At 65.0% G+C, this 16,475-nt stretch carries 14 protein-coding genes; 7 read left to right on the forward strand and 7 right to left on the reverse strand.

The features are described from left to right. Positions 1 to 21 precede the first annotated feature (21 nt). From IEV62_RS01080 to IEV62_RS01090, 3 genes are all read left to right on the forward strand, one after another. Positions 22 to 321, forward strand: a complete 300-nt coding sequence (locus IEV62_RS01080) for a hypothetical protein (protein ID WP_373868531.1) — start codon at positions 22 to 24, stop codon at positions 319 to 321. Positions 322 to 355: 34 nt separating this feature from the next. After that, on the forward strand, positions 356 to 1,021 hold the full coding sequence (locus tag IEV62_RS01085; protein ID WP_188444918.1) for a response regulator transcription factor: 666 nt from the start codon (positions 356 to 358) through the stop codon (positions 1,019 to 1,021). 182 nt (positions 1,022 to 1,203) lie between these two features. Continuing rightward, entirely contained in the window at positions 1,204 to 2,598 is a 1,395-nt protein-coding gene (locus tag IEV62_RS01090; RefSeq protein WP_229732750.1) for a sensor histidine kinase, read from the forward strand. Positions 2,599 to 2,981: 383 nt separating this feature from the next. On the opposite strand, the gene IEV62_RS01095 is transcribed toward IEV62_RS01090, so the two are convergent. Both IEV62_RS01095 and IEV62_RS01100 read right to left on the reverse strand, forming a co-directional pair. Beyond that, the gene (locus IEV62_RS01095; RefSeq protein ID WP_188444920.1) at positions 2,982 to 3,980 is read right to left on the reverse strand and encodes an LLM class flavin-dependent oxidoreductase; all 999 of its coding nucleotides are present in this window, start codon (positions 3,978 to 3,980) and stop codon (positions 2,982 to 2,984) included. Positions 3,981 to 4,022: 42 nt separating this feature from the next. Continuing rightward, positions 4,023 to 6,395, reverse strand: a complete 2,373-nt coding sequence (locus IEV62_RS01100; protein WP_188444921.1) for a S8 family peptidase — start codon at positions 6,393 to 6,395, stop codon at positions 4,023 to 4,025. Between the two features lie 145 nt (positions 6,396 to 6,540). Here IEV62_RS01100 and IEV62_RS01105 point away from each other — a divergent pair, with 145 nt between their 5' ends. From IEV62_RS01105 to IEV62_RS01120, 4 genes are all read left to right on the forward strand, one after another. Next, positions 6,541 to 7,206, forward strand: coding sequence for a pyrimidine 5'-nucleotidase (locus tag IEV62_RS01105; RefSeq protein ID WP_188444922.1), 666 nt, complete (start codon positions 6,541 to 6,543; stop codon positions 7,204 to 7,206). Next, positions 7,203 to 8,024 carry a 2,3,4,5-tetrahydropyridine-2,6-dicarboxylate N-succinyltransferase gene (gene dapD / locus IEV62_RS01110; protein ID WP_188444923.1) on the forward strand — a complete coding sequence of 274 codons (822 nt, stop codon included), beginning with the start codon at positions 7,203 to 7,205 and terminating at the stop codon, positions 8,022 to 8,024. Before IEV62_RS01105 ends, dapD begins: the two co-directional genes overlap by 4 nt. Positions 8,025 to 8,194: 170 nt before the next feature. Beyond that, positions 8,195 to 9,166: a class II fructose-bisphosphatase gene (glpX, locus tag IEV62_RS01115; RefSeq protein ID WP_188444924.1), complete on the forward strand. Its 972-nt coding sequence runs from the start codon at positions 8,195 to 8,197 to the stop codon at positions 9,164 to 9,166. 185 nt (positions 9,167 to 9,351) lie between these two features. After that, the gene (locus IEV62_RS01120) at positions 9,352 to 11,214 is read left to right on the forward strand and encodes a CocE/NonD family hydrolase (protein WP_188444925.1); all 1,863 of its coding nucleotides are present in this window, start codon (positions 9,352 to 9,354) and stop codon (positions 11,212 to 11,214) included. A gap of 26 nt (positions 11,215 to 11,240) precedes the next feature. Here IEV62_RS01120 and IEV62_RS01125 read toward each other — a convergent pair whose 3' ends face one another. The 5 genes from IEV62_RS01125 to IEV62_RS01145 form a co-directional block, all read right to left on the reverse strand. Then, positions 11,241 to 12,302 (reverse strand): SDR family oxidoreductase, encoded by a 1,062-nt coding sequence (locus IEV62_RS01125; protein ID WP_188444926.1) that lies wholly within the window; start codon positions 12,300 to 12,302, stop codon positions 11,241 to 11,243. A gap of 78 nt (positions 12,303 to 12,380) precedes the next feature. After that, positions 12,381 to 13,172, reverse strand: a complete 792-nt coding sequence (locus IEV62_RS01130; RefSeq protein WP_188444927.1) for an ABC transporter permease — start codon at positions 13,170 to 13,172, stop codon at positions 12,381 to 12,383. Next, on the reverse strand, positions 13,169 to 14,089 hold the full coding sequence (locus tag IEV62_RS01135) for an ABC transporter ATP-binding protein (protein WP_188444928.1): 921 nt from the start codon (positions 14,087 to 14,089) through the stop codon (positions 13,169 to 13,171). Before IEV62_RS01135 ends, IEV62_RS01130 begins: the two co-directional genes overlap by 4 nt. A 164-nt stretch (positions 14,090 to 14,253) precedes the next feature. Continuing rightward, positions 14,254 to 15,003, reverse strand: a complete 750-nt coding sequence (locus tag IEV62_RS01140) for a DsbA family protein (RefSeq protein ID WP_188444929.1) — start codon at positions 15,001 to 15,003, stop codon at positions 14,254 to 14,256. After that, positions 15,000 to 16,355, reverse strand: a complete 1,356-nt coding sequence (locus tag IEV62_RS01145; RefSeq protein WP_188444930.1) for a M48 family metalloprotease — start codon at positions 16,353 to 16,355, stop codon at positions 15,000 to 15,002. Before IEV62_RS01145 ends, IEV62_RS01140 begins: the two co-directional genes overlap by 4 nt. Between the last annotated feature and the right edge of the window lie 120 nt (positions 16,356 to 16,475).

Genomic DNA, 16,475 nt, shown 5'->3' on the forward strand with positions numbered 1-16,475 from the left:
ACGTATGCGACGGCCATGACAATGCTCGTTTCCTTTATGATCGGACTTGCCACCGCGACCGCGCCTGCACCGCCGCCGGGCGTGCCGTTGCAGCACCGCGACCAGCGCGAGGCGTTTCGCGCGCGGCAGCAGGGCCGTATCCTTCCCTTGCGTGAGATCGAGGGGCGCGTGTTGCCGACGATGCGCGGCAGCCAGTATCTTGGGTTCGACTTCGATACCGATCGCGGGATTTACACGTTGAAATTCCTGCGCGATGGAACCGTTATCTGGGTCGAGGTCGATGGGAGTTCCGGTCAAATCATCGGCCGCTCCGGCAATTGAGCGCTGCGGCGCGCCGTCCAAAGGGAAAAATCACATGCGTGTTCTGATCGTCGAGGACGAACCCAATCTTGGCCAACAATTGAAAGCGACGCTCGAAGGCGCCGGTTATGCGATCGACCTCGCGACCGATGGCGAGGAGGGCCATTTCATGGGCTCGACCGAGAATTACGACGCAATCATCCTCGATCTTGGCTTGCCCGAGATTGACGGGCTGACCGTGCTCGACCGCTGGCGCAAGGAAGGCCGCACCGCGCCGGTGCTGGTGCTGACGGCGCGCGACAGCTGGTCGGACAAGGTCGCCGGGCTCGATGCCGGGGCCGACGATTATGTCGCGAAACCCTTTCAGTCGGAGGAATTGATCGCCCGGCTTCGCGCACTGATCCGCCGCGCCGCTGGCAATGCCTCGGCCGAACTGACCGCGGGCGATGTCCGGCTCGACACGCGCAGCGGTAAGGTCACGTTGGCGGGCGAACCCGTCAAGATGACCGCGCAGGAATATAAACTGCTCAGCTATCTGCTCCACCACAAGGGCAAGGTGGTCAGCCGGACCGAGCTGATCGAGCATATTTACGATCAGGATTTCGATCGCGATTCGAACACGATCGAAGTGTTCGTAACTCGCATCCGCAAGAAGCTCGGGCAGGAGGTCATCACCACGATTCGGGGGCTCGGCTATAGCCTTGAGGACACGAATGCCTGATCTGCCGATCACGACGCTATTGTCATCCCCGCGAAAGCGAGGACCCATCTCCGGCGGCACGAGATGGGTCCCCGCTTTCGCGGGGATGACAAACGGAGGGTAACGTGGCTGAGGCAGACCCTTCCGAACGGCTCGCCCAGCCCCTCCCCGCGCTCGACATCGAGCCACGCGCGGCAATTCCGATGCGCACGACGGGCTCGCTCAGCCGGCGGATGATCCTGATTGCAGCGGGCTGGATCCTGCTGCTGCTGACCGGCGGCGGCTTCGCGCTCGATCGCGTGCTGACCACCGCGGTCACGCGCAATTTCGACGATCAGATCGAATATGTGCTGAATTCACTGATCACCTCGGCCGAGGTCGGGCCGATGGGCGAGGTGATCAACAATCGCGAGCTCGCCGATCAGCGCTTTCTCGAGCCCGGCTCGGGGCTTTACTATCAGGTCAGCGCACCCGGCCAGGAGCCATATCCCTCCCGCTCGCTCTGGGACCGGCAGCTCGCTTATGGCGGGGCGCATCGCGACCGCGACATCCATGCCTATGATAGCGATCAGTTCGTCGACAAGAACGCGGCGCGCAAGGCTGCCGCTGGCGCGGTCGCCGACGATACTGAACATGACGGGATGCTGCGGATCGTCGAGCGCGACGTGAAACTGCCGGGGTCGCCGGTGTGGTGGCGCTTTCAAGTGGCGCAGAGCCGCAGCGGGCTCGACGCGCAAATCAAGGTCTTGCGCAAAACGCTGGTCCGTAGCTTCGCTCTGCTCGGCTTCGGCCTGATCGTGATGGCGGCGTTGCAGACGTTCTACGGGCTGTGGCCGCTACGCAAGGTGCGCGAGGAGATTGCCCGGATGCGCGCGGGCAAGGCGCGCCAGATCGAACGGCCGATGCCAATCGAAGTCGCGCCGATGGTCGAGGAATTGAACGGCCTGATCGCACATAATGAACGCCAGGCCGAGGAAGCACGGCGCCACGCCGGAAATCTCGCGCACGCGCTGAAGACCCCGCTGACCGTGATCATGAATGCCGCGACGGCGCAGGCCGACGATCTGAGTGAGACGGTTGTGCGCGAAGCCCGCACGATGCGGCGGCAAGTCGACCACCACCTTGCGCGCGCGCGCGCGGTTGGCAGGCGTGGCTCGGCGCACAGCCGCGCCGATGTCTGGCCGAGCCTCGAATCGGTCGAACGCGCGGTCGGCGTGCTCTACCGCCACGTCCGCATCGACACCGATGGGCCGAAGGATTTGCAAGTCCATGTCGAACGGCAGGATTTGGACGAAATGCTCGGCAATTTGATCGAGAATGCCGCGAAATACGGTGGCGGCAGCGTGTTCGTGACCGTCTCGAATCATTCGGGCTTCGTCGAATTCCTGATCGAGGATGACGGCGTCGGCATCCCCGCGGAAGAGCGGCTGCGGATTTTCGATCGCGGCGTGCGGCTCGATTCGGGCAAGCCCGGCACGGGTCTCGGCCTCGCGATCGTGCGCGATGTCGCCGAAATCTACGAAGGCACGGTCAGCCTCGAGGAAAGCGAGGATCTCGGCGGGTTGCTGGTTCGGTTACGGCTTCCATCCGCCAACTGAGCGCTGGCGACCCTGCTCAGCGGCGCCGCGATCGCTTCTTCGGTGGGACGACCGGCGTCCGCTCCTCGGTCAAATCGAAACCGCGTCGCTGACGATCGACATCGGTTGCCGCACGCCATTTGCCCTTTACCGGTTCACGATACAAATCAGCCGAACAGCGCGCGCACGTGGCGAAGATGCTGCCATTTTCGCTGCGCCGTGATTCGGCGTTCCGGCGATGACCGAAGACTGCGCAAACTAGGCCCAAAACACGGAACGGCACGCCTCACCCTCAATTTTTTGTACTGCGACCGGACGCTGTCGCAAGCTTTGTTACGCAAGTGTAATGCACCAAAGGGGACAGGGCGTCCACCGCGCGATGCCCGCCTTACGCGTGCGGCTGGTCACGCCGCAAGGGCGGGCTCGCGCAAAGCGTTCGCCGTGAGCGTAAGGCTGTGCTTGCGCGCAGCGTGATCGTAGATCGAGCTGGCGATCATTAGCTCGTCGACGCCGGTACGCGCGACGAACGCGGCGATGTCGCGCGCCACCTTCGCAGGGCCGCCCACTGCCGAGCATGACAGGACATGGTCGAGGATCGCAGCACCCTGCGCGCCAAGGCTCTCGCGATAGCCCGCGACCGGTGGCGGCAATTGTCGCGGATTGCCGGTGCGCAAAGCGACAAACGCCTGTTGCTGCGAACTGGCGAGCAATTCGGCCTCGGCATCATTATCGGCGGCGAACACGTTGAACCCCGCCATCACATGCGGGCGGGCGAGTGCCGCCGATGGGCGGAAGGTGCGGCGGTACATCTCGATCGCCGCCATCAGCGCATCGGGCGCGAAATGCGAGGCAAAGGCATAGGGCAGACCAAGCATAGCCGCCAATTGCGCACCGAAGGTGCTCGAGCCGAGGATCCACAGCGAAACGTTTGCCCCTGCGCCGGGGGTCGCGCGAATGCCGGTCTGGCCATCGTCGGCGAAATAGCTTTGCAACTCCAGCACGTCCTGCGGAAAGGCGTTGGCGTCGCTGTCGAGATTGCGCCGCATCGCCCGCGCGACGATCTGATCCGATCCCGGTGCACGCCCCAGCCCGAGATCGATCCGGCCCGGAAACAGCGCGTCGAGCGTGCCGAACTGCTCGGCAATCGCGAGCGGGGCGTGGTTGGGGAGCATGATCCCGCCCGCGCCGACGCGGATCGTCGACGTCGCGGCGGCGACATGGCCGATCACCACCGAGGTGGCGGCGCTGGCAATGCCCGCCATGCCGTGATGTTCGGCGGTCCAGTAGCGCTCGAAGCCAAGGCTTTCGGCATGCCGCGCGAGATCGGCCGCATTGGCGAGCGCTTGGCCCACGGTGCCGCCTTCGACGACAGGGACGAGATCGAGCAGAGAATAGCGTGTCATATCATACCATGTGGGCATGCCAGTGGCGTTTTGCTACCCATATCAGAACACCACCGACCAGCGCAGCGCCGCCCCGACGTCGTCGCCAAGGCTCGCGAAATTCCCCGGATCGCGCCGCGCGAACAGATTGGTCTGCAACGCCCCGCCCCATAACGGCCGGGAATAGCGCGCCTCCATATCGATCTCGCGCCCGGTCGGGGCGAGGTTGAGAGAGTGCGTGGTCCATTCGCTGACGGCGAGCGTCGCGTAATCGTAATTGCTCGGCAGCCTGAGCGCGATCGCCCCGCTCGCCACCCGTAACGGCTGCGCGATGCGCAGGCCGAAACTGTCGCCGCGCGCGAACACGCCGTCCTTGCCGACATCGGCGGCAAACGCGTTGGTGCGGATCAGCCCGCCGCCGGTGATGCCGCCACGGACGTTCGCGTTGGTCCAGCCCTGCCGCATCGCGCCGCCGAGCGTCCAGCCGCGCCCGAAATCGAAGCGCGCCGCGCCATCGACAAACCAGCTCGTCGCGCGCGTCGCGCCCAGCGCATCGCCGAAACGCGCACCCAGCACGGTCGCCTGCTCAGTGAGTTGCGTGCCGGTCACCGCAAGGTTCAACCCGCCAAAACGCCGGTCGAGCGCAAGCGAAGCGCGGCCATAGCCGTAACGGCGGTACGTTCCGCGCAGCGGCAGCAGCGCCTCCGGGTCGCGCGTCAGCACGTCGCCGCTTTCGATCGCGGCGGTCAGCCCGAACGCCCCGATCTGCCGCCGCAGCGCGGTCGATCCGCGCGCCGCGCTGTCGAACCCGGAACCGCGCAACGGATCGTGCGCGACGAGGAAGGCGGGCTCACGCTGCCCGACCAATTGCGCGGTCAGCGTCGCGCCGCCCTCGGCAAACCCCAACGCGAAGCTGGCCTTGGAGCCGAGTCGGCTCGTCACCGTCCCCGCAATCGCGCGCGCGGTGAGCGCCTGATCCGAGCTGAGCAGCGTGCGCGATACAGTGGAGCCGCCGCCGCGCACCGGCGCGACCGTCAGCGCGACGCTCATCCCGCCCGCGAACCCCGCCGAATAGTTGCGCGTTTGGCTTTGCAGCGCCGCGGCGAGCGTCCGTGCGGCACCGCTGCGGTTGATCGTCTGCGCCAGATCGATCGCAAAGGCGCGGTCGAAGCCATCGAGGATCACCGCGCCGAGTGCGCCTTGCCGTGCATCGCCCATCGGCGCCGAGAGCATCGCGTTCGACCCGAACGAAACGACCGAATGCGTGCCCGCCACGCTACTTGTACCGAGCGGCTGGAACGCGCGCGTCAAGTCGAGCACCCCTTGGCCAAAGACATCATCAACGCCCGCCGCCCCGGCGTCGCGCGCCGAGGCGAATAAGATGCTGACGATCTGCGCGCCGGTCAGATTGGGAAAGGCTTGTGCGAGCAACGCGACCGCGCCCGAAATCTGTGGTGCCGAAAAACTGGTGCCGGTCCACAGGAAAGGTACGTTCGCCGCATCGGGCGCGCGGACCCGTTCCCCTACCGCAGTCAGATAATGCGCCTGCGAATTGCCCGCGCGATTGCTGAAGCTGGAGATCACGTCCGCGCCCGGTGTGCGATTGTCGTTGGCGCCGACCGACCCGGCGATGATCACCAGACCGCGCGCTTGCGGCGTGTTGGCAACTTGCGCGAAGGGATCGGGATTGATCGCGGTCGCCGGAGTCGTATCGAACTCGTTGCCGGCCGCGATGACGATGATGATCCCCGCCGCTGTCGCGCGATTGATCGCGTTGACGACCGGCGTCCCGGCGGTTGATCCGCCCAGCGAGATATTGATCACGCGCGCGCCATTGGCCACCGCCAAGTCGATCCCGCGCCCGATCGCGCTGTCCGAAAAGCTGCAGCCGCTTTCGCTGGTCGTGCCCGTGGTGGTGGCACAGCTTCCCGGCGTATCGGCCCGCGCGACGATCAGCGTCGCATCGAACGCGATGCCGTGCGTGCCCGCATCATTGCGTCGCCCGGCAATGGTAAAGGCGACCGCAGTGCCATGGCCGCCCTCGTCATCCACGGTCGTGCCCGATGCGACATTGGCCGAGGCCGAGGAGATGCGCGCCCCGAATTCGGCGCTCTGCAGATCGATCCCGCTATCGACCACGCCGACCGTGACATTCGCGCCGGTGGCACCCGCCTGGTACAGCACCAGGGCATTGGCCGACACCGCCCCCGCCGTCGCGCGATATTCGGCGGTGTCATAGCCCCCCGTCGGTGAGGGCGTCGGCGTTGGGGTGGGCACCGGCGTGGGGGTCGGCGTCGGACTGGGCGTCGGGGTCGTGGCGACCGGCGGCGGCGTCGGGGTGCCGCCGACGCCCGATCCACCACTACAGCCGCCAACGCCGATAAGCGCGACAAGCGCCACCGTCTGGAACAGCCGGATTTTCAGAGTCGCGTTCATATCCGTCTGCCTGTTTCCTGCGCGCGTTTCGTCGCGACGATCTTGCCCATTCCCGAGCCGTCATCGCATTCCGAAGCCACCCTGTTCGATCCCGGAAAGTCCCCGCCTTGCCCCGGGTCGATGCCCGGCGTAAGGCCGCCGGCATATGCTCGCGCGTCTCACCCCGATCCGCAACTGGATATTCGACCTCGACAATACGCTTTACCCGGCGAGCGCGCGGTTGTTCGACCAGATCGACGTCAAGATGGGCACCTATATCGCCGAGAAGTTCGCGGTCGACCGGCAAGAGGCGCGACGCATCCAGAAGGGCTATTTCCACGACCATGGCACGACGCTCGCCGGGTTGATGGCCGAACATGACGTCGACCCGCACGCCTTTCTCGATTACGTCCACGATGTGGAAATGGACGTGCTGGAGCACAACGCCCCGCTCGCCGCCGCGATCGCGAAGCTGCCGGGGCGCAAGATCGTCTTCACCAATGCCGATACGCCGTATGCAAGCCGCGTGCTCGACCGGCTGGGCCTGGGCGACAGCTTCGAGGCGGTGCACGACATTCACGCAATGGAGCTGCGCCCCAAGCCGCAGGCGTCGGCCTATGCTGGGCTGTGCGCGGCGTTCGATCTGAACCCGCACGAATCGCTGTTCGTCGAGGATATGGCGCGCAACCTCGCGCCCGCCAAGGCGATCGGCATGACGACGGTGTGGGTCGATAACGGCTCCGAACAGACCACCGACGCGGATCGCAGCTATGTCGATTTCGTCACGCACGACATTACCGCGTGGCTGCAGGAAAATACGGGGGAAGCATGAGCGATTTGCAAAGCACGATCGATGCGGCGTGGGACGCGCGCGCCGAGCTTGGTTTCGCGACGACGGGCGCAGTGCGCGACGCGGTCGATACCGCGCTCGATATGCTCGATGCGGGCACGGCGCGCGTCGCCGAGCCTGACGGCACCGGCGGATGGCGCGTCAATCAATGGCTGAAGAAAGCCGTGTTGCTGTCGTTCCGGCTTAACGACAATGCCATCATCCCCGGCCCCGGCGGATCGAACTGGTTCGACAAGGTCCCGTCGAAGTTCGAAGGCTGGGGCGAGAATCGCTACCGCGAAGCGGGCTTCCGCAGCGTGCCTGGCAGCATCGTCCGGCGTGGCGCGTTCATCGCCAAGGGCGCGGTGCTGATGCCGAGCTTCGTCAATATCGGCGGCTATGTCGGTGAGAATTCGATGATCGACGCCTGGGCAACGGTCGGCAGTTGTGCGCAGATCGGCGCCAATGTCCACATTTCCGGCGGCGCGGGAATCGGCGGCGTGCTCGAACCGCTGCAGGCCGATCCGGTGATCATCGGCGACGGCGCGTTTATCGGTGCGCGCAGCGAAGTGGCCGAGGGCGTCCGTGTCGGCGAAGGGGCGGTGCTGTCGATGGGGGTTTATCTCGGTGCCTCGACCAAGATCATCGACCGCGCAACGGGCGAAGTGTTTCGCGGCGAAGTCCCGCCTTTTGCTGTGGTCGTGCCCGGCAGCATCGGCGGCGGCGATGGCAAGCCTGCGCTGTACTGCGCGGTGATCGTCAAGCGCGTCGATGCGCAGACGCGGAGTAAGACCAGCATCAACGAATTACTGCGGGACTGACTTAAGCCCCTCCCCTTCAGGGGAGGGGTTGGGGTGGGGCAGTGCGTCCGGGCGCGCGCTCGCGGAGAGGCCCCACCCCCAGCCCCTCCCCTGAAGGGGAGGGGAGTAGCAACGTCTCGACAGCGTCACACGGCCCGCCTAACGCCCGAGCAAACAATAGAGGATTGCCCATGACCACCACCCGCTCGCAAACGCTCGACCGCGTCCTCGTGCTCGAAATGGTCCGCGTAACCGAGGCGGCGGCGATCGCCGCCTCCACGCTAACCGGTCGCGGTGACGAGAAGGCGGCCGATGCCGCCGCCGTCGATGCGATGCGCACCGCGCTCAACTCGCTCTACATGGACGGCACCGTGGTGATCGGCGAGGGCGAGCGCGACGAAGCCCCGATGCTGTTCATCGGCGAGAAGGTCGGCTCGGCGATCGGCAAGGGCCCCAAGATCGACATCGCGCTCGATCCGCTCGAAGGCACGACGATCTGCGCGACCGCCGGGCCGAACGCGCTCGCCGTGCTCGCCATCGCCGAGGAAGGCGGGCTGCTCAACGCCCCCGACGTCTATATGGACAAGATCGCGTGCGGCCCGGGCTATCCTGAGGGCATCATCGATCTCGACAAGTCGCCGACCGAAAACGTCACCGCGCTCGCCGCTGCCAAGGGCGTAAAGCCGTCGGAAATCATCGCCTGCGTGCTCGATCGCCCGCGCCACAGCAAGATCATCGCCGAACTCCGCGCGCTCGGCTGCGGCATCATGCTGATCGGTGACGGCGATGTCGCGGGCGTAATCGCCACGACCAATCCCGACACCACGATCGACATCTATATGGGCCAGGGCGGCGCACCCGAAGGCGTGCTGGCCTGCGCCGCGCTGCGCTGCGTCGGCGGGCAGTTCAAGGGCCGCTTGCTGTTCCGCAACGATGACGAACGCGCGCGCGCCGCGAAATGGGGCGTCACCGATCTCGACAAGCAATATGACCTGACCGAATTGGCGCGCGGCGACTGTATCTTCGCGGCAACCGGCGTCACCGACGGATCGCTGCTGGCCGGCGTCAAGCGCAAGGGCAAGATCATGACGACCGAGAGCGTGGTGATGCGCGCATCGTCGGGCACGGTCCGCTGGGTGAAGGGCGAACACCGGATCGGGTAATTCCCCCCCCACGCTTCCCCGGCGGAGGCCGGGGCCCAGTCGCACCACGCTCAGAAGTAGAGCGCGAGTCCTCAAATTTCGTCATGCCGGACTTGTTCCGGCGTCCACCGTGCCGCACACTCGACGCCCGCGATATGCGGCACGGTGGACCCCGGCACAGGGCCGGGGTGACAAATGGGGGGATCATGCGCAAACTCGCTATACTTCTGGCAGCAAGCACCGCCCTCCTGCCGCTCTCCCTAACCGCCGCCCGCCCGCAAACGCCGCTCCCCGCGCCCGCCCAGCAATCGCCCTTCACCTTCGAAAAGGTGATGGTCCCGATGCGCGACGGCGCGAAGATGGAGACGGTGATCCTGCGTCCGCGCGGGCAGACCGGGCCGCTACCGATCCTGTTCCAGCGCACGCCCTATGGCGTACCGCAAGCGACCCCGCCGACCGTCCCCGGCGGCTGGAAGAGCTTGGTCGACGACGGCTATATCTTCGTGTTCCAGTCGATGCGCGGGCGCTTTGGGTCGGACGGCGCCTTCACGCTGTCGACCGCCGTCCATCCAAACGATCCCAAAGCGGTGGATGAAGCCACCGATGCCTATGATTCGATCGATTGGCTGGTGAAGCATGTGCCCGACACCAACGGCAAGGTCGGCATGTGGGGCGTGTCCTACCCCGGCTTCGCCGCCGCCGTCGCCTTGGTCCATCCGCACCCGGCGTTGAAGGCGGTCAGCCCACAAGCGGCGTGGATCGATTATTGGCAGAATGACGATCTCCACCGGAACGGCGCGCTGCGGCTAAGCTATGTCGCCGACTGGGTCTATTCGCTGCAACAGACCAAGGAATCGCTCGAAGACTTCCCGTACGATAGCGTCGACACCTACGAATCGCTGCTGAAGATCGGCACGCTCGAAGGCCTCGACCAAGGCTATTTCAAGGGCAAAATCCCGATGGCGACGGCGCTGCTCGACCATCCCGATCACGACAGTTTCTACACCGACCAGAATTGGCAAAAGGCGCTGGGCAAGACGACCGTGCCGACGCTCAACGTCGCGGGCTTCTGGGATCAGGAGGACCCGTGGGGCTCGTGGCAGATCTACGCCAAGCAACAGCAGAACGACCCTGACCATTTGAGCGTAATGGTCGCTGGCCCGTGGGCGCATGGCACGTGGCAGGGCAAGATGGACAAGCTCGGCAATATTCCGCTCGGCCGCGACACGGGCGTCGAGTTCCGCGAGCAGATCCAGACGCCGTTCTTCCGCTACTGGCTGCACGGAATTGGCACCAAGCCCGATTACCATGCGCGCATCCTGCAATCGGGATCGAATGTGTGGAAAAGCTATGCCAATTGGCCGCCCAAGGGCACCACCGCGACCAGCCTGTATTTGCGCGCCGATGGGAGCCTAAGCTTCGATGCGCCGCCGCCGACCGAAGCGTGCCGCGATTATGTGTCGGACCCGGCCAACCCGGTGCCCTTCCGCGAACGCCCCATCTCGCCGACCTATCCGCGCCCCGAATGGCGCTGGTGGGAATCGGCCGATCAGCGCTTCGTCGATCACCGACCCGACGTGCTGAGCTATGTCTCGGCTCCCCTCACCGCCGATTTGACGGTGACGGGGGCGCTCGCGGCACAACTGCAAGCCTCGACCAGCGGGACCGACAGCGACTTCGTGGTGAAGCTGATCGATGTGCTGCCCGAGGACGATGCCAAGTTCGACGAGAATGCCTCGCTCGGCGGCTATCCGCGGCAGCTCAACGGCTATCAATGGCCGATCGCGATGGAGGTGCGCCGCGGGCGCTTCCTGGCGTCGGACACCAAGCCGCAAGCCTTGGTGCCGGGCAAGGTAATGCAATGGGACGTGCCGCTGCGCGATCACGACCATGTTTTCCAAAAGGGTCACCGGATCATGGTGCAAGTCCAGTCGAGCTGGTTCCCGGTGATCGACCGCAACCCGCAGAGCTTCGTCCCCAACATCGGTCGCGCCAAACCGGGCGATTTCGTGAAGGCGACGCAGAAGGTTTGCGCAGGGTCGAAGATCGCGCTGCCGGTAATGCGCTAAATCCCTCTCCCTTTGGGAGGGGGAGTTCAGGGAATCAGCCGCTCGGCGCGCAATTCGCCGAACAGGTCGAAGAACGCGTCGTCGGTCGGCTGATACGCCAGGAACCCCATCCGCCGGCTCTTCGACATGTCGGTGACGACCTCGACCGGGCGCCCGAGATCGGCATCGGTATGCCACGGCGAGGCGAGCCGCGCCAAATCGGCCTCGGCGAGCCCGTCGCGCGCGGCGATCTCGCGCCACACGCCAGCATCGTCTGCCATCTGCTCGGCGAGCGTCAGGACAGTGCCATCGAACGGCGCTGGCTCCAGCCCGAACCATTCGGCGATCCGCGCCCACATCCAGCTCCAGCGGAACACATCACCATCGACGATGTTGAACGCCTGATTCGCCGCTGCTTGTGTCTCGGCGGCCCACAGCAAATGCCGCGCGAGCTGCCGCGCGTCAGTCATATCGGTCAGGCCGTGCCATTGCGCAGCCGAACCCGGAAACCGGAACGGTCGGTCGAGTTCGCGGCACAACGTCGCGTAAACCGCCAGCGTCGTCCCCATGTTCATCGCATTACCGACCGCCTTGCCGATCACGGTATGCGGGCGGTGGACGCTCCAGCTGAAGCCATCGCGCGCGGCGGCGGCGAACACTTCGTCTTCTTGCGCATAATAGAAATTCTCGACGTCGAGCCTGCCCTGCTCCTCGCGGAACGGCGTTTGCGGCAGCACGCCCTGCCCGTAGGCTTCGAACGGCCCGAGATAATGTTTGAGCCCGGTAACGAGCGCGACGTGCCGCGGCCATTGGGCATCGCGCAAGCCATCGAGCAGGTTACGCACCATCGCCGCGTTGACGCGGATGTTCTCGGCCTCGCTATCCTGTCGCAGCCACGTCGTGATGAAGACCGCATCGACGTTGATGGCGGCGAGCGCCGTCTTGGTCGCGGCGGCGTCCTGCAAATCGGCAACGACGGGCGAGATGCCGTCCTGCTGCGTGGCGCGGCGCGCAAGGCCGTGGACGCGCCATCCCTGATCGACGAGCAGACGCGCGGTCGCGCTTCCGACGATGCCACTCGCACCCACTACCAATGCGGTCTTGGTCATCGTTCTGCTCCTGGGGACATGCGACGCGGTCGGCGTCGTTGTCGCTCAGCGAACCGCGCGGCTGCTTGTTCCGTGCGCTCAGTTCTTCAGGCGCCATCCGGTGCGGAAAATCCACGAAATCACGCCGAGGCACGCGACCAGGAACAGCGCGGTCACGCCGAGGCTGATCGCCACCGGCACATCGCCCCGCCCGAAAAACGCCCAGCGAAAGCCGCTGATGAGATAAACCACCGGGTTGAACAGGCTGATCGTGTGCCACGGCTCGGGCAGGACGCTGATCGGGTAAAAGGACCCGCCGAGGAAGGTCAGCGGGGTGACCAGCAAGGCTGGCACGAAGTTCAGTTGCTCGAACCCCTTGGCCCACACCCCGATAATGAAGCCGAACAGGCTGAACGTCACGCTGGTGAGCAACAGGAACGTCAGCATCGCGAACGGATGGACGATGTGCAGCGGCACGAACAGCGATGCCGTGCCGAGGATGATCAGCCCGAGCACGATCGACTTGGTCGCCGCCGCACCAACGAAGCCGACCACCAGTTCCATCGGTGCGACGGGCGCCGAGAGCAGTTCGAACATCGTGCCGGTAAATTTGGGGAAATAGATCCCGATCGAGGCATTGGAGATGCTTTGCGTCAGCAGCGACAACATTATCAGCCCCGGCACGATGAAGGCCCCGTACGGCACGCCATCGACTTGCTTGATCTGCGAGCCGAGCGCGCCGCCGAACACGACGAAATAGAGTGAGGTGGTGATCACCGGCGTGACGAGGCTCTGCCACAGCGTACGCAGCGCACGCGCCATTTCGAAGCGATAGATCGCCCAAATGCCGTGGGTGTTGATCGCGGGGGCCTTGGTGGATGCGCTGTTCATGCCGCCGCATCCCGCTCGACCAGGCCAACGAAAATATCCTCAAGGCTCGATTTGGAGGTTTCGAGGTCCTTATACCCGACGCCGAGCGCGCCAAGCTTGGCGAGCAGTTCGGGGATATGCTCGTCCTCGGCATTGAAGCTGTAGACCAATTGCCCCTCCTTGAGCTTAACATCCCAGTCGGCGAGTTCGGGCGGGACCGCCGCGATCGGGTCAGACAGCGTAATCCGCATCTGGCGCTTGCCGAGCTTCTTCATCAACGCCGCTTTGTCCTCGACGAGGATGAGCTTGCCCTTGTCGATCACGCCGACGCGGTCGGCCATTTCCTCGGCTTCTTCGATATAATGCGTCGTCAGGATGATCGTCGTGCCGTTCGCACGCAGCCGGTGGACGAGCTTCCACATGTCGCGCCGCAGCGCGACATCGACACCGGCGGTCGGCTCGTCGAGGAACAGAATATCGGGTTCGTGGCTGAGCGCCTTGGCGATGAGCACACGGCGCTTCATCCCGCCCGACAGCTCCATGATCTTGGCATGGCGCTTGTCCCAAAGCGACAGGTCGCGCAGCACTTGCTCGATATGCGCATCATGCGCCGACCGGCCGAACAGGCGGCGACTGAACTTGACCGTCGCAAGCACCGTCTCGAACATGTCGACCGACAATTCCTGCGGGACGAGGCCGATCACGCGACGTGCGCTCTTGAAATCGGTCAGCGCGTCGTGCCCCATAACGGTGATCGTGCCGGTCGAGGGCGTAACGATGCCACAAATGATGCTGATCAGCGTGGTCTTGCCCGCGCCATTCGGCCCGAGCAGCGCAAAGATCTCGCCGCGACGAATGTCGAGATCGACCGGATGCAGCGCGCGCTGGCCTGAGGCGTAGGTCTTCGACACGCCCGCAACCGAAAGAATGGTATCCATTAAGTCCCCGTTTCTTTGCGGCAGGTAGGGACGCATACTGAGCGGCACAAGCGTGGACCCCGCGCTCCTTCCCGATTGTCATCCCCGCGAAAGCGGGGACCCATCTCAGGCGGGACGTGATGGATCCCCGCTTTCGCGGGGATAACACGAGAACGATGATCGGCTCAGCGCCCCGCGCGCGCCGCCGCGACGGCCTTTTGCAATTCCTCCAGCGGCAGCGCGGAGGAGACGACCTTGCGCCCGATCACCCAGCTCGGCGTACCGGTCAGGCCGAGCTTCTGCGCCATCGCTTCATTGGCAGCGATCTCCGCCTGCGCGCGCGGCGCGAAGGCGGCGGCCCGGCGCAGGTCCAACCCGGCTCGCTGCGCCGCCGTGGCGATGCTTTGCGCGGTCACCGGGCCACCAGCGTATAAGGCGTCGTGAAAACCCTGGAATTTCCCCTGTTCGGCGGCAGCAAGGCTCATCTTCGCGGCATCGACGCTCGATTGCGCGAGGATCGGGAATTCGCGGTAGACGATCCGCACCTTGGAATCGCTTTTCAGCAACGCCGCCACCGCAGGCATGCTGGCGCGGCAATAGCCGCAATTATAGTCGAAATATTCGACCAGCGTGACGTCGGCGGCGGGGTTGCCGGCCCAGGCGCTGCCGAACGGCGCTTCGATCGCCGTGCGGTTGGCACTCGCCACCATCGCCGCGCGGCTGCCGCGCGCGGCGGTTTCGCGGTCCTGCAGCGTCTGCATCGCCTCGGGCAGGATCTCGGGATGGGCGAGCAGGTAATCATGGACCACACGTTCGATCCGGCTGCGGTCGGCAGTATCCACCCGCGCGGGCGCGTAGGCCTGCACCGAAAGCATCCCGACTGCACCCAAAGCAACGCCAAGCGCCACGACCAGCAGAAGCACCAAGCGGCTCATCGACGCCTCTTATAGGTCTTGGGATCGTCGTCCATCTGGTTCTGCGCGGCGAGCGCAATGTCCTGCGCGCGGATCCAGTCGACGCTGTTGGCGGGCAGGCCTTGCAAGGCACCGCGCGCACGATAGGCGGCATTGCGGAGATCGCCGGTCAGGCTCGCTTGCTCGGCTGAGGCGAGCAAGGCGCGCGGCTGATCGCCCGATGCCTCATAGACGGTGCCGAGCTGGTACCAGGCAAACGGATTATCGTCGTCGCGCGCGACCGCCTGACGCAGCACCGTGATCGCCTCGGGGTAGTGCGCCTTATCCTCGGTCGCGATCAGCGCGTGACCAAAGGTCGTCGCGATCAGCGGGGAATTGCGCGACAGCTCCGTCGCCTCGCGCAGCGGGCCGAGCGCTTGGCGCGGCTTTCCGGCCTCGAGCAGGATTTGCCCGTGAATTTCGAGAAAATACGGGTCGTGCGGAGCCGCCTTGAGCAACGCCGCGGATTCGGCATCGGCCTTCTCGGGATAGCCCGATTTATGCCATGCATAGGCGCGCGCATAATGCGCGTAAACGCTCTGATCCTCTTCGGGATAGACGTTGAGCGTGGTCTTTGGGTCAGCAACGTAACCGAGCAGTTTGGCCTTCACGCGCTTGAAGCGCTCCTCCAGACCAAGGTCTGGCTTGGCATTATACGAAGGCGAGGCGATCACGTCGGCGGCGAGGGTGACGATACGTTCCCCCGATAGCGGGTGGCTTTGCGCGAAGGGGTCGATGTTCTTCAACCCATAGGCATATTCCTGACTCTGCAGCTTCTTGAAGAAGGTCAGCATGCCCTTGCCGCTGATCCCGGCTTCGCGCAGGAATTTGAGGCCAGTCGCATCCGCCGTCGATTCCTGGACCCGGCTGTAGGCGAGGAATTTGCCCTGTGCCGCCGTCGTGCCGGCCGAGAAAATCCCCGCGCCCGCCTCGGGCGACCCCGCCGCGATCGCTGCAACGCCTAGCACCATGCTGAGAATCTGAATGGCGAGCGCAGGTCTCGCGCCGACATCCTGCAGCACGACATGCCCATCGGCGACGTGGCCGAGTTCGTGCGCGATGACGCCCTGCACTTGATTGGCATTGTCCGCCGCCTGGATCAGGCCCGAATGGACATAGACGGTCTGCCCGCCAGCGGTGAAGGCGTTGATCGAATCGTCGTTGATCAAGACGATTCGAACATTGTTGGGCGATAGCCCCGCCGCGAGAATAAGCGGGCGCGACATATCGTCGAACATCGCCTCGGTCTCGGCATCGCGCAAAATCGACTGTGCCGCAACGGGTTGCGCCCAGAGGAGGAGAGAGGCCGCGAGTCCCGCGAAGAGGCGCTTCATCGCCGACATATCGCCGAATTTTCCCGTTGGAGCAATCATGCGTGCGGTGCGGTGAAGCGGCTGAACGGCACATGAAGCAGCCAAACATCCCCTCCCTCGAAAGGGAGGGGATGTTTCGTA

It is taken from the genome of Sphingomonas psychrolutea (assembly GCF_014636175.1).
Lineage (GTDB): Bacteria > Pseudomonadota > Alphaproteobacteria > Sphingomonadales > Sphingomonadaceae > Sphingomonas > Sphingomonas psychrolutea.